This window comes from Streptomyces caniscabiei (assembly GCF_014930365.1).
Classification (GTDB): domain Bacteria; phylum Actinomycetota; class Actinomycetes; order Streptomycetales; family Streptomycetaceae; genus Streptomyces; species Streptomyces caniscabiei.
Genome location: NZ_JABXWI010000036.1, coordinates 1 through 17,428, shown reverse-complemented (window position 1 = coordinate 17,428; position 17,428 = coordinate 1). Strand labels below are relative to the sequence as shown.

Genomic DNA, 17,428 nt, shown 5'->3' with positions numbered 1-17,428 from the left:
TCAGCCCTTGAGCTGCTCGTACGCCGGCAGGGTCAGGAAGTCGACGTAGTCCTCGTCGAGGGAGACCTCCAGCAGCAGGTCGTGGGCCTGCTGCCAGTGACCGGCGGCGAAGGCCTCGTCGCCCAACTCGGCGCGCAGGTTGGCGAGTTCCTCGGCGGCGACCTCGCGGGCCAGCTCCGGCGTGGCCTTCACGGTGTCGCCGTCGCGCTCGAACTCGACGCCCGCGTTGATCCACTGCCAGATCTGGGAGCGGGAGATCTCGGCGGTGGCCGCGTCCTCCATCAGGTTGAAGATGGCGACGGCGCCGAGGCCGCGCAGCCAGGCCTCGATGTAACGGATGCCGACCTGGACGGCGTTGACCAGTCCGGCGTACGTCGGCCGGGCGTCGAGGGAGTCGACGGCGATCAGATCGGCGGCCTTGACGTCGACGTCCTCGCGGAGGCGGTCCTTCTGGTTCGGCCTGTCGCCGAGGACGGCGTCGAAGGAGGCCATGGCGATCGGGACCAGGTCGGGGTGGGCCACCCAGGAGCCGTCGAAACCGTCGTTCGCCTCGCGGTCCTTGTCGGCCTTGACCTTCTCGAACGCGACCTTGTTGACCTCCTCGTCGCGCCGCGACGGGATGAACGCGGCCATGCCGCCGATCGCGTGCGCGCCGCGCTTGTGGCAGGTGCGGACGAGGAGTTCGGTGTACGCCCGCATGAACGGGGCCGTCATCGTCACCGCGTTGCGGTCCGGGAGGACGAACTTGGCGCCGCCGTCACGGAAGTTCTTCACGATGGAGAAGAGGTAGTCCCAGCGGCCGGCGTTCAACCCCGAGGCGTGGTCGCGGAGTTCGTAGAGGATCTCCTCCATCTCGTACGCGGCCGTGATCGTCTCGATGAGCACGGTGGCGCGGACGGTGCCCTGCGGGACGCCGACGTGGTCCTGCGCGAAGACGAACACCTCGTTCCAGAGGCGGGCCTCCAGGTGCGACTCCGTCTTCGGGAGGTAGAAGTACGGGCCCTTGCCGAGGTCCAGCAGCCGCTGGGCGTTGTGGAAGAAGTACAGGCCGAAGTCGACGAGCGCACCGGGCACCGCGTCGCCTTCGGCGTCCACGAGGTGGCGCTCGTCGAGGTGCCAGCCGCGCGGGCGCATGACGACCGTCGCCAGCTCCTCGTTCGGGCGCAGCGCGTAGGACTTGCCGGTGCGCTCGTCGGTGAAGTCGATGGTCCGCCGGTAGGCGTCGGCCATGTTCACCTGGCCGAGAATCACGTTCTCCCAGGTGGGCGCGGAGGCGTCCTCGAAGTCCGCGAGCCAGATCCGCGCGCCGGAGTTCAGCGCGTTGATCGTCATCTTGCGGTCGGTGGGGCCGGTGATCTCGACCCGGCGGTCCTCCAGGGCGGCGGGTGAGGGGGCCACCTTCCAGGAGTCGTCGGCGCGGATCGCGGCGGTCTCCGGGAGGAAGTCGAGCGTGGAGGTGCGGGCGATCTCGGCGCGCCGCTCCACACGGCGGGCCAGCAGCTCGTCACGCCGGGGGGTGAACCGGCGGTGCAGCTCGGCCACGAAGGCGAGGGCGGCGGGCGTGAGGACCTCGTCCTGGCGGGGCAGGGGCTCGGCGTCGACGATGGCCAGCGGGGACGGCGCTGGTGCGGACATGAGCTGTCACTTCCTTCAGCGGGCGTGGCACCGGGTGTCGGTCGACCCGGGTCGGGCTGTGGGCGCCCCTGGATGAGGAGGGCGCTTCTGAACAGTGGATAGTAGTTTCCTCATGGTGGAAGTTCAATGTTTTGTTGATGTCGAGATTCTTTGCGTCGAGGCAGCATGGCGCCGAGTGTCACGGCGTTCACTCAAGGTGGGCGAGATCGGCCTCGGTGTCGATGTCGTACGGCCGTGCCACGTCCCCGCACTCGACGAGCGTGAGCGTGTCGCCGTGCGCCCGCAGATAGGCGCGCGCGCCCTGGTCGCCGGTGGCGGTCGCGGCGATGCCGGACCAGTGGTCGGCGCCGAAGAGGACGGGATGGCCCCGCACGCCGTCGTACGAGGCGGCCGCGAGCGATCCGCCCGATCGGTGCGCGGCGAGGACGCGGGCCACCGCCTCCGGCCCGATGCCCGGCTGGTCCACCAGCGACACCAGCGCGGCCCGCGCCCCCGTCCCCGTCAGCGACTCCAGTCCGGCCCGCAGCGACGAGCCCATGCCCTCGGCCCAGTCCGGGTTGTCGACCAGGACGCAGCCCGTCAGCTCGGCGCGGGCGCGCACGGCCGCGGACCCGGCGCCGAGGACCACATGGATCCGGGTGCAGCCGCCCGCCCGCAGCACGCCGACCGCGTGTTCGACCAAGGGGCGGCCGCGGTGGGTGAGCAGGGCCTTGGGGCGGCCGCCGAGGCGCCGTCCGCCGCCGGCGGCCAGCAGCAGTCCGACGACCTCGCTCTCGGGGGTCGGGCGGGCCTCGTCGCGGGCCCTGGTCCGGGGCTGGTGGTGCGTCATGTCCCCCTGCATACCCGACCGGACGGATGCGTCCCATGAAGCCCCACGGACCGGCTGCCGTCTTTGCGATTCCCGGGGACTGAATTTCGGTCCCCGTGGTGGCGCTCGCCACGCCGATTGGCGTTTACTGGCCCGCGCCACCCCCGGCGCCCGACCGACGCCGAGGGGCGGACGGCCGTGCTCGGGTGCGCGGCCACGGCTCGTGCACGAGGGCGTGGGCGAGGGGGGAGAGGGCTGTGTTGCGGAGCTTGGGGCAGAGGCCAGTGACCGGCAGTGACGAGGATCCGAGAGTGGCGGAGCTGAACTCGGCCGTGTCCCGGCTGCGTCGTGAACTGGCCGCGCACCCCGCGGAGTTCCCCGACCGCGGCATCGCGGAGGACGAACTGGCGGCGCTGGCGGCGATGGCCGTCACCGGGATGCCGGAGGTGCCACGACTGAGGCGGTCGCTGTTGCTGATCGCGGGTTCGATCGGGTCGGTGAGCGCGCTGGCGAAGGGGCTGGCGGACGTCCGCACGGCGGTGGAGCTGTTCGGAGAGCCACCTCGTCGCTGACCGTCCGGTGGGGGCGGCCGCGAAAAAGCAGGGGCGCAGCCCGCTTTTTCAGGGGCGGGGAACTGCGCGAGAAGCCCCCACTCACCCGCACCCGAAAACGCGCCCCTCAGCAACGCACCCCTCAACCACCCGCCCCCGAGTTCGCCAGGGCCTCCGACAGTTCCGCGGCCACCTGCTGGAGCACCGGCACGATCCGCTCCGTCGCCGCCTCGGTGACGCGCCCGGCCGGACCGGAGATCGAAATGGCCGCCGCGGTGGGGGAGTCGGGGACGGAGACGGCGAGACAGCGGACGCCGATCTCCTGCTCGTTGTCGTCGACGGCGTAGCCGAGGTGACGGACGTCCTCGAGAGCGCTCAGGAAGCCCTCGGGCGTGGTGATCGTCTTGTCCGTGGCGGCGGGCATGCCCGTACGGGCCAGCAGCGCGCGCACCTCGTCGGCCGGGAAGCCCGCGAGCAGCGCCTTGCCGACCCCCGTGGAGTGGGGCAGCACGCGGCGGCCCACCTCGGTGAACATCCGCATCGAGTGCTTGGACGGCACCTGGGCGACGTAGACGATCTCGTCGCCGTCCAGCAGTGCCATGTTCGCCGTCTCGCCGGTCTCCTCGACGAGCCGCGCGAGGTAGGGGCGCGCCCAGGTGCCGAGCAGCCGGGACGCGGACTCGCCGAGGCGGATCAGGCGCGGGCCTAGGGCGTAGCGCCGGTTGGACTGCTGGCGTACGTAGCCGCAGACGACCAGCGTCCGCATCAGGCGGTGGATGGTCGGCAGGGGCAGCCCGCTGCTCGCGGACAGCTCGCTGAGACCCACCTCGCCGCCGGCGTCCGCCATCCGCTCCAGCAGATCGAAGGCGCGCTCGAGGGACTGGACGCCACCGGAGGACGACTTGGTGGAGTCGGTCGTGTGGGCGCTGGCGCTGGACGTCGGCACGGGCGCGGTCCTTTCGGGATGGCGGGCGAGGTCGCAGCCTACCGGGCAGTTCGTTGACTACTGGCTCGTACGTCACTACGTTCTGCTCAGTGGAATACTAATTCCGTCTTGTGAAAACATCCAGTGTGGGCGCGCTGGAGGCAGAGTGGAGGGGTGTGCCCTTGACGGGGCGGGAGGAGGCGTGAAAACTCCTTCAACAGAACGTTGAATTCCGTTACGTGGAAGTAAATCCCGTTGCGCGGAAGTCAAGAGCGGTACGGCGAGAGGGGTCCCGGTGTCCGAGGCTGAACTGGTGTTGCGCTCGACGCGCGTCATCACCCCCGACGGATCGCGACCCGCCGCGGTCGCCGTCGCCGACGGCAGGATCACGGCCGTACTCCCGTACGACGCCGAGGCTCCGTCCGGCGCGCACGTGGAGGACCTCGGCGACCACGTCCTGCTGCCCGGACTCGTCGACACCCACGTCCATGTGAACGACCCCGGGCGCACCCACTGGGAGGGCTTCTGGACCGCCACGCGCGCGGCGGCGGCCGGAGGCATCACCACCCTCGTCGACATGCCCCTCAACTCCCTCCCGCCGACCACCACGGTCGACCACCTCCGCGTCAAGCGCGAGGTCGCCGCCGACAAGGCCCATATCGACGTCGGCTTCTGGGGCGGCGCCCTGCCCGACAACGTCAAGGACCTGCGGCCGCTGCACGACAGCGGGGTCTTCGGCTTCAAGGCGTTCCTGTCGCCCTCCGGCGTGGAGGAGTTCCCGCACCTCGACCAGGACGGGCTCGCCCGCTCCCTGGCCGAGATCGCGGGCTTCGGCGGGCTGCTGATCGTGCACGCCGAGGACCCCCACCACCTCGACGCGGCACCCCAGCAGGGCGGCCCCCGCTACGCGGACTTCCTCGCCTCCCGCCCGCGGGACGCCGAGGACACCGCCATCGCGGCCCTCGTCGCCCAGGCCCGGCGGCTCGACGCGCGCGTCCACGTGCTCCACCTCTCCTCCAGCGACGCACTCCCGCTGATCGCCGAGGCCAAGCGGGAGGGCGTACGGATCACCGTGGAGACCTGCCCGCACTACCTCACCATCACCGCCGAGGAAGTCCCCGACGGGGCGAGCGAGTTCAAGTGCTGCCCGCCCATCCGGGAGTCCGCCAACCAGGACCTGCTGTGGCAGGCCCTCGCCGACGGCACGATCGACTGTGTGGTCACCGACCACTCCCCGTCGACCGCCGACCTCAAGACCGACGACTTCGCCACCGCCTGGGGCGGCATCTCCGGCCTGCAACTGAGCCTCGCGGCGGTCTGGACGGAGGCCCGCAGGCGCGGCCACGGCCTGGAGGACGTGGTCCGCTGGATGTCCACCCGCACGGCGGCCCTCGTCGGGCTGGACCGCAAGGGCGCCATCGAGCCCGGCCGCGACGCCGACTTCGCCGTCCTCGCCCCCGACGAGACCTTCACCGTCGACCCGGCCGCGCTCCAGCACCGCAACCGCGTCACCGCGTACGCCGGCAAGACCCTGTACGGGGTGGTCAAGTCGACCTGGCTGCGCGGCGAACGCATCGTCACGGACGGCGAGTTCACCGAACCGAAGGGACGACTCCTCACCCGCACCCCCTGATCACCGCGCACCCGAGGCGGCCGACCAACCGAAAGGCAGACCTGATCATCGTGACGGCGCAGCACCACACCCCGCACACGGGCTTCACCGGCGACGCGAACCCCTACGCCGGCGGCGACCCGTACGCGGACTACCGCACCGCCGACTTCCCCTTCACCCGGTACGCCGACCTCGCCGACCGCAGGCTCGGCGCCGGGGTGATCGCCGCCAACGACGAGTTCTTCGCCCACCGGGAGAACCTGCTGGTGCCCGAGCGCGCCGAGTTCGACCCCGAGCACTTCGGGCACAAGGGCAAGGTCATGGACGGCTGGGAGACGCGCCGCCGCCGGGGAGCCTCGGCCGGGCACCCCTGGCCGACGGCCGACGACCACGACTGGGCGTTGATCCGCCTCGGCGCGCCCGGGGTGATCCGGGGGATCGTCGTCGACACGGCCCACTTCCGCGGCAACTACCCGCAGGCGGTGTCCGTCGAGGCGGCCTGCGTGGCCGGTACCCCGTCGCCGGAGGAACTGCTCGCCGACGACGTGAAGTGGACGACGCTGGTCCCGCGCACCCCCGTCGGCGGCCACGCCGCCAACGGCTTCGCGGTCTCCGTCGAGCAGCGCTTCACCCACCTCCGCCTGAACCAGCACCCCGACGGCGGCATCGCCCGCCTGCGGGTGCACGGCGAGGTCGTGCCGGACCCGGCCTGGCTGGCCGCCCTCGGCACCTTCGACGTGGTCGCCCTGGAGAACGGCGGCCGGGCCGAGGACGCCTCCAACCTCTTCTACTCGCCCGCCACCAACACCATCCAGCCCGGCCGGGCCCGGGTGATGCACGAGTGCTGGGAGACGCGGCGCCGCCGCGACCAGGGCAACGACTGGATCCGCTACCGGCTCGCCGCCCAGTCCGAGATCCGTGCCCTGGAGATCGACACGGCCTACCTCAAGGGCAACGCGGCCGGCTGGGCCACGGTCTCGGTGCAGGACGGGGACGACGGCGCGTGGACGGAGGTCCTCCCGCGCACCCGTCTCCAGCCCGACACCAACCACCGCTTCGTCCTCCCGGCGCCGGTCCGGGCCACCCACGCCCGCGTCGACATCTACCCCGACGGCGGCATCTCCCGCCTGCGCCTCTTCGGCTCCCTGACCGAGCAGGGCAGCACCCAGTTGTCGACCCGCCACCAGGAACTGGGCGGCTGAGCCCGCTCCTTGGTCCCTGACCTGCGGCGGGCCTGCCCGCGGTCGACGATGTGAAGACCGCGGGCGGCCCCGCCGACTCCGGTTAACTCCCGGAAAACTTACCGGGCGTGCCCGGAAAATCATGGAACTTGTCATTGACATGTCACCGTCTACGCGCGTCATCATGAGGCCATGAGATTCCCCCCACGAGCATCACGCATCGGAGCGGCGGCCGCCCTCCTGTCCGCCCTCCTCGTCGGCGGCACCGTCACCGCCACACCGGCGGCCGCGGCGGTCGGCAGCATCTGCTACAGCGACCTGCCGTCGCAGGCGTACACCACGCTCAACCTGATCGCGCGAGGCGGCCCCTACCCGTACGCGCAGGACGGCAGCGTCTTCCAGAACCGGGAGCGCGTCCTGCCGTCGCGGTCCACCGGGTACTACCACGAGTACACGGTGAAGACCCCCGGCTCCTCCACCCGCGGCGCCCGCCGCATCGTCACCGGTCAGCAGAACGAGGAGGACTACTACACCGCCGACCACTACGCGTCCTTCGACCTGGTCGACTACGACTGCTGACAGGCCAGGTCGACCCCACCCGTCCCGGCCCCCGTTCTCCCCCCACCGGACGGACGGCCGGGCGGGTGCCGGTCACCTGGACGCCGTCGGGACACTCACCCGGACCTACGGCTCTCCGCCGCCGCGAACAGGGCGATCGCCAGGACGATCAGCGCGATGCTCACATAGATCTCGTAGCCGTCCAGGGTGCTCCACCGCTGTGTCACCCCCCACTTCAGCTTGCCGGTGAGTTCGTACACCAGACCGCCGGTGCCCTGCAGCAGGGCGAGGAACCCGAACAACTCCAACAGCTGCTTCATGTCCAGGATCCTCGCCCCGCGGTCCCCCCACCTTCATCGGCCGCGGGGCGAGGGTCCCGCGCCACGAGTACCGATCCGTGGCGCGGCGGGCAGCCGAAGGTCGACGACGCCACGACTTTGGTAGCGATCGCCTCCGGAGGGGAGGTGGCGGAGGCCGGCTGTGCATAGATTTGTCGACCGTGAGTGGTGACGAGCCGGTACCCGAGCCACCGACCTTCCCGGGGCGGAGCTGGCTGCTGCCGTCGGCCCTCCTCCACTCCGGTGACGCCCCCGACGACGGCCGCTCCGGACGGCCGCCCCGGCGCACCGCACGGGACTGGGCCGTCGACTTCACCTGCTTCCTGCTGGCCGTGTTCATCGGCCTCCTGTGCGTGGAGACCGTCCGGAACGAAGCCGGTCTGCCGCAGGCCTTCGTCGTGTTCGACCAGGTACTGGGCGCGCTCGCCTGTGCCGCCGTCTGGCTGCGCAGACGCTGGCCGGTCGGCCTCGCCGTCGCGATGGTCCCCGTCTGTTTCGTGTCGAACACCGCGGGCGGCGCCGGTCTGGTCGCCTTCTTCACCCTCACCGTGCACCGGCCCTTCCGGTACGTGGCCTGGGTCGGCGGCACGTCCCTCCTGCTGACCCCGCTGTTCTTCTGGCTGCGCCCCGACCCCGACGTCGCCTACCCCTGGGCGGTGTTCGCCGTCGTGCTCCTCACCGTCGCGATCGTCGGCTGGGGCATGTTCGTACGCTCCAAACGACAGCTCATGCTGAGCTTCCGGGACCGCGCCCGACGCGCCGAGACCGAGGCGGCACTCCGCGCCGAACAGGCCCAACGGCTCGCCCGGGAGGCCATCGCCCGCGAGATGCACGACGTCCTGGCGCACCGTCTGACGCTGCTGAGCGTGCACGCGGGCGCGCTGGAGTTCCGGCCCGACGCACCACGGGCCGAGATCGTCCGCGCGGCGGGCGTCATCCGGGAGAGCGCCCACGAGGCGTTGCAGGACCTGCGGGAGATCATCGGGGTGCTCCGCGCGGGCGAGCCCGAGGACCCGGGGCGCCCCCAGCCGACCCTGGCCGCGCTCGACGCCCTCGTCTGCGAGTGCCGAGAGGCCGGGACGAAGGTCGACCTCGACCAGCGCGTCACCGACCGCGCCGCCGTCCCCGCCTCCGTCGGCCGCACCGCCTACCGCATCGCCCAGGAGTGCCTGACCAACGCCCGCAAGCACGCCCCCGGCGCCGAGGTCACCGTCACGGTCACGGGCGCCCCGGGCGACGGACTCACCGTCTCCGTACGCAACCCCGCGCCCCCGGGAGAGGTCCCGCCGGTACCCGGCTCGGGCCAGGGCCTCATCGGCCTCACCGAACGCGCCGTGCTGGCCGGGGGCGGCCTGGAGCACGGTCCCGAGGAGGGCGGCGGCTTCGCGGTGCGGGCCTGGCTGCCCTGGGACTGACCCCGGGCACCGCGTCCGAGCAAGGACCCTTGTCGGCTACCCCCGGCACCGCGTCCGACCGGAACGGGCACCGCGTCCGACCGGAACCCCTTATCGGGGTGCGCCACGCCATCCCGTCCCCCATGATGGCCAGTTGAGGAACGCCCGGTGCGTGTGTGGAGGGGACGGCGGAGTGAGTCTCGGGGGACGCGATCCGTATCAGCCACCCTGGCCGCCACCGGACGGGGGACCGTACCCGCCGCCTCACCCGCACCTCCCGCCCTATCCTCCGCATGTTCCGCCGTATCCCCCCTACGGCCCGCCGCCCACCCTCGTGCGGCGGCTGCGGGAGGACGAGTGGCCGCCGCTCGGGGAGTTCCTCAAGGGGCTCCGGATACACGGCTGCCTCTGGGCGATGGCCGCGATGTGCGCGTGGCCGTTGGTGGTCGGTCTGCTGGTGGGCTACCCGCTGGCCCGCTCGGCCCGCCGCCCCGCCCGGCGGATCTTCCCCTCCCGCTCCCGACACCGCACCCCGGACGACGACGTGACGCGGGTGCAGCGCAGACGTGCCTGGACGGCCACCCTCATGTCGCTGCTGATCCTCGCCGTCTACGGCAAGCCCGAGGACGTCGACCAGGCGCAGCAGCAGTTCATGATGCGGCTGACCGTCTCCCCCTGGCTGCTGCTCCTGAGCGCGCCCGTGGTCGTCGCGGCCCTGTTCCGCTGGTCGTCGCCGAACGCGCGCCGGGCCATGCGCGCCCCGCTGCGCACCGCCGGGAAGTCCGCCCTGTGGTACGTCGGCGCCTTCACGGCGGTCCCGCTCCTCGGCGGGGCGATCTACTACACCCGCACCCGCCTGGAGCAGGACATGAACCTGTGGGCGCCCCTCGCCCTGCTCGTCCCCTTGCTCTGGGTGCTGCTCTTCATCGTCTTCGCCACCGGGCCCGCCGTGCGCAGCGCGTTCAACACCGTCGACGTGCATCCCGCGCTCCCCGCGCTGCTCACCGGCGCCCTGGTGTGGGAGTTCTCCGCCATCAACCTGGCCGTCGGCGGACTGCCGCCGGGCCCGCCCCTGGTCCAACTCGCCGCCCTCGTCGGCGGACCGGCCTCGGTGACGGCCGTCGCGTGGTGGGAGATACACCGGCTGCGCGTCCGCCACGGCGTACGCCTGCGCGCCTGACGGACGCCCCCGGCCCGGCTCAGGCCGTACGCGGCACCACGCGCTGCCCCACCGACCCGTACACCCACGCCGACGCCTCGTCGATGAAGTCCCCGGGGAAGCCCAGGCGGAAGTCGGTGGTCTCCTCCAGCCGGGCCAGGATCTCCTCCGGGAGGACCAGCCGGGCGGCGCCCAGGTTGTCCATCAGCTGTTCGACACGGCGGGCGCCCAGGACGGGGTGCACGGCGGGGGAGTGGGCCATGGTCCAGGCGATGGCCACCTGGGCCGGGGTGGCGCCGAGTTCGTCCGCGGCGCTCTGCACGGCCTGCGCCACCGCGCGCTCGCGCGCGCCGACCGCCTCGGCGGACAGCCGGGTCGCGGTGCCCGGCGCCACCCCGCCCGGGCGGGTGTACTTGCCGGACAGCACACCGTTCTGCAGCGGGCTCCACGCCGCGACCGACATGCCGAACGCCTCCGCCATCGGCAGCAGCTCCCGCTCGATGTCCCGGTTGAGCAGGCTGTACGGCACCTGAAGCGCCGACAGCGGCGACCAACCCCGCCACTCGGCCAGGGTGTTGGCGCGTGCCACCACCCATGCCGGGGCGTCCGAGATGCCGACGTACAGCACCTTTCCGGACCGTACGGCGTCGTCGAGGGCGCGCATCGTCTCCTCGGCCGGGGTGTTGCGGTCCCAGATGTGCACCCAGTAGAGGTCGATGTAGTCCGTCCCGAGACGCCGCAGACTCGTCTCCAGGGAGAGCGCGAGGTTCTTGCGGTGGTTGCCCGCGGCGTTGGGATCGGTGCCGTCCCGGGACACGGTGTACTTGGTGGACAGCACGAACCGGTCGCGCCGCCCCTTGAGCAGCTCTCCGACGATCCGCTCGCTCTCCCCGCCCCGGTAGTTGACCGCCGTGTCGATCACATTGCCGCCGGCCTCCGCGTACACGTCGAGGATCCGCGCGCACTCCTGCGGGGGCGCCCCCACCCCGCCCTGCTCCCCGAAGGTCATGGCGCCCAGGAACAGCTCGGAGACCCGCAGGCCCGTCCGGCCCAGGAGTCGGTAACGCACCCAGAACCTCCGTCAGTTGAATGCCGTACCGGCCGACACTAACGGGTCCGACCGCGCCGACGCGGCGCTCCGGGCGAAGCGCCCTACGGTAGTGCTCCATGACCGACATCCGAACGGTGGGCCGATGACCGCGATCCGACTGCTCCTCGTCGACGACGACCCCCTCGTGCGCACCGGCCTCTCCCTCATGCTGGGCGGCGCCGACGACATCGAGATCGTGGGCGAGGGAGCCGACGGCGACGAGGTGCAGGCCCTCGTCGACCGGACGCGCCCCGACGTCGTTCTCATGGACATCCGGATGCCGACCGTCGACGGCCTCGCCGCCACCGAGCGGCTCCGCGCCCGCCCGGACGCGCCCGAGGTCGTCGTCCTGACCACCTTCCACGCCGACGACCAGGTCCTGCGCGCCCTGCGGGCCGGCGCGGCCGGCTTCGTCCTGAAGGACACCTCGCCGGCCGAGATCGTCGAGGCGGTACGGCGGGTCGCGGCCGGCGAGCCCGTGCTGTCGCCCGCCGTCACCCGCCAGCTCATGGCGCACGCCGCGGGCAGCGCCCCCGACACCCGCCGCGGCACCGCCCGTTCCCGGGTCGCCGCCCTCAACGACCGGGAACGCGAGGTCGCCGTCGCCGTCGGCCGCGGCGCCTCCAACGCCGAGATCGCCGCCGCCCTCTTCATGAGCGTCGCCACCGTCAAGGCCCATGTCTCCCGCATCCTCGCCAAGCTCGACCTCAACAACCGTGTGCAGATCGCCCTGTTGACCTACGACGCCGGCCTGCTGGAGGACGACGGGCACTCCTGAGCGACCACGGGCGTTGGGCCGGTGAAGGGGGATTCATGGCGCACCGGCATGTGATCGATCTCGGGGAGTACGGACCGGGGTTCACCGAGAACCCCCATCCGGTCTACGCCGCACTGCGGGCGCGCGGCCCCGTCCACCGGGTCCGGCTGCCCGAGCACGACGCGCACCACGAGGTCTGGCTCGTCGTCGGGTACGAGGAGGCGCGGGCGGCGCTCGCCGACCCCCGGCTGTCGAAGGACGGCGCCAAGGTCGGGAGGACCTTCCTCGACGAGGAGCTGATCGGCAAGTACCTGCTGGTCGCCGACCCGCCCCAGCACACCCGGCTGCGCCGGCTGATCGCCCGCGAGTTCACCGCGCGCCGCGTCGAGCGGCTGCGGCCGAGGGTCCAGGAGATCACCGACTCGCTGCTGGACGCCATGCTGCCGCAGGGGCGCGCCGACCTGGTCGAGTCGTTCGCGCACCCGCTGCCCCTCACCGTCATCTGCGAACTGCTCGGCGTGCCCGAACTCGACCGGGCGGCCTTCCGCAAGCTGTCCACGGAGGCCGTGGCACCCACCAGCGGGGAGAGCGAGTACGCGGCCTTCGTCCAACTCGCCGCGTACCTGGAGCAGTTGGTCGAGGACAATCGCTGCGCACCGCCCGCCGACGACCTGCTGAGCGCGCTGATCCGGACGACCGACGAGGACGGCGACCGGCTGTCACCCGCCGAGCTGCGCGGTATGGCCTTCATCCTCCTGATCGCCGGCCACGAGACCACCGTCAACCTCATCACCGGCGCCGTCCACGCGCTCCTCACCCACCCCGGGCAACTCGCCGAGGTGCGGGCCGACATGAGCCTCGTGGAGGCGGTCGTGGAGGAGACCCTGCGCCATGAGGGACCAGTGGAGAACGCGACGTTCCGCTTCGCCGCCGAGCCGTTGGAGATCGGCGGCACGGTCGTCCCGGCGGGCGACGCGGTGATGATCGGGCTGGCCGCGGCCGATCGTGACGGCGCGCGGTATCCCGGGCCCGACCGCTTCGACATCCACCGGGACACCCGTGGGCACCTCGCCTTCGGGCAAGGCATCCACTTCTGCCTGGGTGCGCCTCTGGCGCGTATGGAGGCCGGTGTCGCGCTCCGGGCGCTGCTGCGGCGGTGCCCGGATCTCGCGTCGGACGGCTCGCCGGGGGAGTGGTTGCCGGGGATGTTGATACGGGGGGTGCGGAGTCTGCCGGTGCGCTGGTGAGCGGTTCCTCGCCCCCGCCGCCCCTACCCGTCCCATCCTCAAGGGGCTGCGCCCCTTCGACCCCCAGCGTCCGTCCGGTGGGGGCTGGTCGCGCAGTTCCCCGCGCCCCTGAAAAGCAGGGGCTGCGCCCCGTGCTTTTCAGGCCCGCAGGGGCCTGGTCTTTCAGGGGCGCGGGGAACTGCGCGAGAAGCCCCACCGGGCCGGCAGCCTTGACTGAACGCCTACTCCCGACCCCCCGGAATCTCGCCCAGGTTGACCGGACGATGGTCCCGTCGGGACAGCTCGCACGCCTCGGCCACCCGCAGCGCCTGCAGTGCCTCACGGCCGTCGCACGGGTTCGCCCGCTCCCCGCGCACCACCTCCACGAACGCGCCGATCTCAGCCTCGTACGCGGCGGCGAACCGCTCCAGGAAGCCGGTCCACGGCTTGTCCGCCGGCGGCGGCCCGCTCGGCTCCGTGGACGCCACCGGCGTACGGTCGTCCAGCCCGACCACCACCGTGTCCAGCTCCCCGGCCAGCTCCAGCCGCACGTCGTACCCGGCGCCGTTCACCCGCGCCGCCGTGGCCGTCACGAGCGTGCCGTCCTCCAGGGTGAGCAGCGCCGCCGCCGTGTCGAGATCGTGCGCCTCCCGGAACATCGGGTGCCCGGCGTCCGACCCGGTGGCGTACACGGAGGTGACCTCGCGCCCCGTCACCCACCGCACGATGTCGAAGTCGTGGATCAGGGTGTCCCGGTAGATGCCACCCGAGATCGGCAGATAGCCCGCCGGAGGCGGCGTCTGATCGGCCGTCAGCGCCCGTACGGTGTGCAGCCGTCCGAGCCGGCCCGCCCGCACCGCCTCGCGCGCCCTGACATAGCCCGAGTCGAAACGCCGCTGGAAGCCCATCTGCAGCACCGTCCCGGCGGCGTCGACCTCGGCCAGCGCGCTTAAGGTGCCCGGCAGATCCACGGCGACGGGTTTCTCGCAGAACACGGGGAGGCCCGAGCGTGCTGCCCGACCGATCAGTTCGCCGTGGGCCGATGTCGCGGCCGTTATCACCACGGCGTCCACGCCCCAGGTGAAGATCTCGTCCACGCCCGGCGCCACTGTCTCGCCGAGGCGATCCGCGAGGTCATGGGCCCGAGCCGGGTCTACGTCGGTGATGATCAGAGAGCCGACATCGCGGTGGCGGCTGAGGGTGGTCGCGTGGAACGTCCCGATGCGACCCGCCCCGATGAGTCCGATGCGCATGGGAAACAAAGTGGGGTCGTACCTGCCGCTGTGTCAATGGTTTGTCCGGACAACCGAACCACGCGGCTTCCCGTCATCAGACACCGGGGCTACGCTCGGCCCGTGCCGAAACCAGAAGTGGATCCGACCGTGTCGCTCCAGCTCAGCGTCGACCGCAGCAGCCCGGTCCCGCTCTACTTCCAGCTGTCCCAGCAGCTGGAGGCCGCGATCGAGCACGGCGAGCTGACCCCGGGCAGTCTGCTGGGCAACGAGATCGAGCTGGCCGCCCGTCTGGGCCTGTCCCGCCCGACCGTCCGCCAGGCGATCCAGTCCCTGGTCGACAAGGGACTGCTCGTACGCCGCCGCGGAGTGGGCACCCAGGTCGTTCACAGCCAGGTCAAACGCCCTCTGGAGCTGAGCAGCCTCTACGACGACCTGGAGGCCGCGGGCCAGCGCCCGGCCACCCGTGTCCTGGTCAACACCACCGTCACCGCCTCCGCCGAGGTCGCCGCCGCCCTCGCCGTCGCCGAGGGCAGCGAAGTCCACCGCATCGAGCGACTCCGTCTGGCCCATGGCGAGCCCATGGCGTACCTCTGCAACTACCTTCCCACCGACCTGCTCGACCTCGACTCCCCACAGCTCGAAGCGACCGGTCTCTACCGCCTCATGCGGACCGCCGGCATCACCCTCCACAGCGCCCGCCAGACCATCGGCGCCAGAACGGCGACCCCGGACGAGGCCGACCGCCTGGGAGAACCGGAGAACGCCCCCCTGCTCACCATGCAGCGCACCACCTTCGACGACACGGGCCGAGCCGTCGAATACGGCACCCACATCTACCGGGCGTCGCGTTACTCGTTCGACTTCCAACTTCTGGTGAGGACATAGGAGGCCGCCCCTGGGAAAGCAGGGGCGCAGCCCCGCTTTCCCAGGGGCGCGGGGCTGTGTCGATATGCGGCTCCGCCGCGTGGGCGCGAGAAGCCCCACCGGCCCGCACCCGAAAAACAACCCATGGCACCCCCGCCCCCACGCCGCACCAAGCGGAGCGCTAAGGCAGAATCGGCCCGATGAGCACTTACCGCGACTTCACCCACCGCGGCTCCGCGCGGGCCACCGTCCTGCGGACCGTGGGAACGCGCGAGCGCCGCTCCCATCTGACGGCCCCCCGCGTCCCCACCGTCGGTATCGACATCGGCGGCACGAAGGTGATGGCGGGCGTCGTGGACGCCGACGGCAACATCCTGGAGACGATCCGCACCGAGACGCCGGACAAGTCCAAGAGCCCCCAGGTCGTCGAGGACACCATCACGGAACTGGTCCTGGACCTCTCCGACCGGCACGACGTGCACGCCGTCGGCATCGGCGCCGCCGGCTGGGTGGACGCGGAGCGCAACCGCGTCCTGTTCGCCCCGCACCTGTCCTGGCGCAACGAGCCGCTGCGCGACCGCCTCGCCGGGCGGCTCGCGGTGCCCGTCCTCGTCGACAACGACGCCAACGCCGCCGCCTGGGCCGAGTGGCGCTTCGGCGCCGGCCGTGACGAGGACCACCTGGTCATGATCACGCTCGGTACCGGTATCGGCGGCGCGATCCTGGAGGACGGCCAGGTCAAGCGCGGCAAGTTCGGGGTCGCCGGCGAGTTCGGCCATATGCAGGTCGTGCCCGGCGGCCACCGCTGCCCGTGCGGCAACCGCGGCTGCTGGGAGCAGTACAGCTCGGGGAACGCCCTGGTCAGGGAGGCCCGCGAGCTCGCGGCGGCCGACTCCCCGGTGGCGTACGGGATCATCGAGCACGTCAAGGGGAACATCGGCGACATCACCGGGCCGATGATCACCGAGCTGGCCCGCGAGGGCGACGCGATGTGCATCGAGCTGCTCCAGGACATCGGCCAGTGGCTCGGTGTCGGCATCGCCAACCTGGCCGCCGCCCTCGACCCGTCCTGCTTCGTCATCGGCGGCGGCGTCTCGGCCGCCGACGACCTGCTGATCGGCCCCGCCCGGGACGCCTTCCGCCGCCACCTCACAGGCCGCGGCTACCGCCCCGAGGCCCGGATCGCCCGCGCCCAGCTGGGACCCGAGGCCGGCATGGTGGGAGCCGCCGACCTCGCCAGACTCGTCGCCCGCCGCTTCCGCCGCGCCAACCGGCGCCGGGTGGAGCGGTACGAGCGCTACGCGCGGTACGTGGAGGCCCGTCGCACCACCCAGGACTCCGCATGACCGCCGCGGTGCCCCACCAGGGCTCCTCCCCGGAGGAACCGGAGCGGCCCGCCGAGGACCGCCGCCACATGGTCCGCCGCCGGGCCCTCACCCTGGCGATCATCGTGCTGCTCATCGGCGTACCGGCCGGCTATCTGGTGATCTCCGCCAACCAGAGCCGCGACAGCGGCAAGGACAAGGAGAAGAAGTACTCGGCGACCGGCCTCACCGCTCACTGGCCCTCCCGGGTCCAGCAGCGCCTCTACCAGGTGCCGATCCCGCCGTACTCCAAGCACGTCGCGTACTACGAGACGAACAACTGGAAGACCAGCCGACTCTACGTGCAGTTCTACACGAGCAACGAGGGCCTGGAGAGCTTCCTCAACCAGATCGGCGCCGGCACCGGCGACCTGGTCGAGGACAAGACCGCGATCAACGCCCGCGACCGGGGGATCGTCGGCTGGGACTTCACCGGCCCCGGCCCCTGGTACGGCCTCGTCAACGACCAGAAGAACCCTGAGCCCACCCATGACATCGTCGTGAACCGGTCCAACCCGGAGCACCCGATGGTGTACCTGGTCTCCCGAACCGTGCCCTGACCTGCTCGGACATCGCCGCGGCCGGGCCGTCGCACGCTCGCCGCGGCCGATTGAAGCTCCTATTGCTGTCATGCGGTCTGGATCCAGTCGCGGTAGGCGTGAGCGAGGTCGTCGTCTCGGCTGAGGCCTCGTTCAAGTCGGGAGATGGTGGTGGGCCAGACCCCGAAGTGC

Annotated in this window: 17 protein-coding genes; 11 read left to right on the top strand and 6 right to left on the bottom strand. The window is 71.8% G+C overall.

The window, feature by feature from the left end:
• Positions 1-1,635, bottom strand: a complete 1,635-nt coding sequence (aceB, locus tag HW837_RS46745; protein WP_045556475.1) for a malate synthase A — start codon at positions 1,633-1,635, stop codon at positions 1-3.
• Between the two features lie 187 nt (positions 1,636-1,822).
• Positions 1,823-2,464, bottom strand: a complete 642-nt coding sequence (locus HW837_RS46740) for a nucleotidyltransferase family protein (RefSeq protein ID WP_045556878.1) — start codon at positions 2,462-2,464, stop codon at positions 1,823-1,825.
• A 236-nt stretch (positions 2,465-2,700) separates the two neighbouring features.
• Between HW837_RS46740 and HW837_RS46735 the strand changes: the two genes are divergently transcribed.
• Positions 2,701-3,015: a DUF5955 family protein gene (locus tag HW837_RS46735; RefSeq protein WP_193382123.1), complete on the top strand. Its 315-nt coding sequence runs from the start codon at positions 2,701-2,703 to the stop codon at positions 3,013-3,015.
• Positions 3,016-3,136: 121 nt separating this feature from the next.
• On the opposite strand, the gene HW837_RS46730 is transcribed toward HW837_RS46735, so the two are convergent.
• Complete coding sequence (locus HW837_RS46730) at positions 3,137-3,940, bottom strand: IclR family transcriptional regulator (RefSeq protein WP_045556477.1); 804 nt, start codon at positions 3,938-3,940, stop codon at positions 3,137-3,139.
• 274 nt (positions 3,941-4,214) lie between these two features.
• Between HW837_RS46730 and allB the strand changes: the two genes are divergently transcribed.
• The 3 genes from allB (at position 4,215) to HW837_RS46715 (ending at position 7,291) form a co-directional block, all read left to right on the top strand.
• On the top strand, positions 4,215-5,552 hold the full coding sequence (gene allB, locus HW837_RS46725) for an allantoinase AllB (RefSeq protein WP_045556478.1): 1,338 nt from the start codon (positions 4,215-4,217) through the stop codon (positions 5,550-5,552).
• Positions 5,553-5,602: 50 nt separating this feature from the next.
• On the top strand, positions 5,603-6,733 hold the full coding sequence (alc, locus tag HW837_RS46720) for an allantoicase (RefSeq protein ID WP_045556479.1): 1,131 nt from the start codon (positions 5,603-5,605) through the stop codon (positions 6,731-6,733).
• Positions 6,734-6,904: 171 nt separating this feature from the next.
• Positions 6,905-7,291, top strand: a complete 387-nt coding sequence (locus tag HW837_RS46715; RefSeq protein WP_193382124.1) for a guanyl-specific ribonuclease — start codon at positions 6,905-6,907, stop codon at positions 7,289-7,291.
• Between the two features lie 95 nt (positions 7,292-7,386).
• Here the strand turns inward: HW837_RS46715 and HW837_RS46710 are convergent, their stop codons facing one another.
• Positions 7,387-7,590, bottom strand: coding sequence for a hypothetical protein (locus tag HW837_RS46710; protein WP_045556481.1), 204 nt, complete (start codon positions 7,588-7,590; stop codon positions 7,387-7,389).
• A 179-nt stretch (positions 7,591-7,769) separates the two neighbouring features.
• On the opposite strand from HW837_RS46710, the gene HW837_RS46705 reads away from it, so the two are divergent.
• On the top strand, positions 7,770-9,023 hold the full coding sequence (locus HW837_RS46705) for a sensor histidine kinase (RefSeq protein ID WP_045556879.1): 1,254 nt from the start codon (positions 7,770-7,772) through the stop codon (positions 9,021-9,023).
• Positions 9,024-9,336: 313 nt separating this feature from the next.
• Positions 9,337-10,182 carry a hypothetical protein gene (locus HW837_RS46700; protein ID WP_045556482.1) on the top strand — a complete coding sequence of 282 codons (846 nt, stop codon included), beginning with the start codon at positions 9,337-9,339 and terminating at the stop codon, positions 10,180-10,182.
• A gap of 19 nt (positions 10,183-10,201) precedes the next feature.
• On the opposite strand, the gene HW837_RS46695 is transcribed toward HW837_RS46700, so the two are convergent.
• Positions 10,202-11,230 carry an aldo/keto reductase gene (locus HW837_RS46695; protein WP_093790151.1) on the bottom strand — a complete coding sequence of 343 codons (1,029 nt, stop codon included), beginning with the start codon at positions 11,228-11,230 and terminating at the stop codon, positions 10,202-10,204.
• 124 nt (positions 11,231-11,354) lie between these two features.
• Here HW837_RS46695 and HW837_RS46690 point away from each other — a divergent pair, with 124 nt between their 5' ends.
• Positions 11,355-12,029: a response regulator gene (locus HW837_RS46690; RefSeq protein WP_177261888.1), complete on the top strand. Its 675-nt coding sequence runs from the start codon at positions 11,355-11,357 to the stop codon at positions 12,027-12,029.
• Between the two features lie 35 nt (positions 12,030-12,064).
• Positions 12,065-13,255, top strand: coding sequence for a cytochrome P450 family protein (locus tag HW837_RS46685; RefSeq protein ID WP_093790149.1), 1,191 nt, complete (start codon positions 12,065-12,067; stop codon positions 13,253-13,255).
• A gap of 221 nt (positions 13,256-13,476) precedes the next feature.
• On the opposite strand, the gene HW837_RS46680 is transcribed toward HW837_RS46685, so the two are convergent.
• Positions 13,477-14,487, bottom strand: coding sequence for a Gfo/Idh/MocA family protein (locus HW837_RS46680; RefSeq protein ID WP_045556486.1), 1,011 nt, complete (start codon positions 14,485-14,487; stop codon positions 13,477-13,479).
• Positions 14,488-14,616: 129 nt separating this feature from the next.
• Between HW837_RS46680 and HW837_RS46675 the strand changes: the two genes are divergently transcribed.
• From HW837_RS46675 to HW837_RS46665, 3 genes are all read left to right on the top strand, one after another.
• Positions 14,617-15,354, top strand: coding sequence for a GntR family transcriptional regulator (locus HW837_RS46675; protein ID WP_177261897.1), 738 nt, complete (start codon positions 14,617-14,619; stop codon positions 15,352-15,354).
• Between the two features lie 179 nt (positions 15,355-15,533).
• Positions 15,534-16,679, top strand: a complete 1,146-nt coding sequence (locus HW837_RS46670) for an ROK family glucokinase (protein ID WP_045556488.1) — start codon at positions 15,534-15,536, stop codon at positions 16,677-16,679.
• Positions 16,676-17,257 (top strand): hypothetical protein, encoded by a 582-nt coding sequence (locus tag HW837_RS46665; RefSeq protein ID WP_045556489.1) that lies wholly within the window; start codon positions 16,676-16,678, stop codon positions 17,255-17,257. Before HW837_RS46670 ends, HW837_RS46665 begins: the two co-directional genes overlap by 4 nt.
• Positions 17,258-17,428: the final 171 nt, after the last annotated feature.

Excerpts from the sequence above, each read along its gene's own strand:
- aceB (WP_045556475.1), bottom strand. The coding sequence starts at position 1,635 with ATGTCCGCACCAGCGCCGTCCCCGCTGGCCATCGTCGACGCCGAGCCC.
- HW837_RS46740 (WP_045556878.1), bottom strand. The coding sequence starts at position 2,464 with ATGACGCACCACCAGCCCCGGACCAGGGCCCGCGACGAGGCCCGCCCG.
- HW837_RS46715 (WP_193382124.1), top strand. The coding sequence starts at position 6,905 with ATGAGATTCCCCCCACGAGCATCACGCATCGGAGCGGCGGCCGCCCTC.
- HW837_RS46710 (WP_045556481.1), bottom strand. The coding sequence starts at position 7,590 with ATGAAGCAGCTGTTGGAGTTGTTCGGGTTCCTCGCCCTGCTGCAGGGC.
- HW837_RS46690 (WP_177261888.1), top strand. The coding sequence starts at position 11,355 with ATGACCGCGATCCGACTGCTCCTCGTCGACGACGACCCCCTCGTGCGC.
- HW837_RS46685 (WP_093790149.1), top strand. The coding sequence starts at position 12,065 with ATGGCGCACCGGCATGTGATCGATCTCGGGGAGTACGGACCGGGGTTC.
- HW837_RS46680 (WP_045556486.1), bottom strand. The coding sequence starts at position 14,487 with ATGCGCATCGGACTCATCGGGGCGGGTCGCATCGGGACGTTCCACGCG.
- HW837_RS46670 (WP_045556488.1), top strand. The coding sequence starts at position 15,534 with ATGAGCACTTACCGCGACTTCACCCACCGCGGCTCCGCGCGGGCCACC.
- HW837_RS46665 (WP_045556489.1), top strand. The coding sequence starts at position 16,676 with ATGACCGCCGCGGTGCCCCACCAGGGCTCCTCCCCGGAGGAACCGGAG.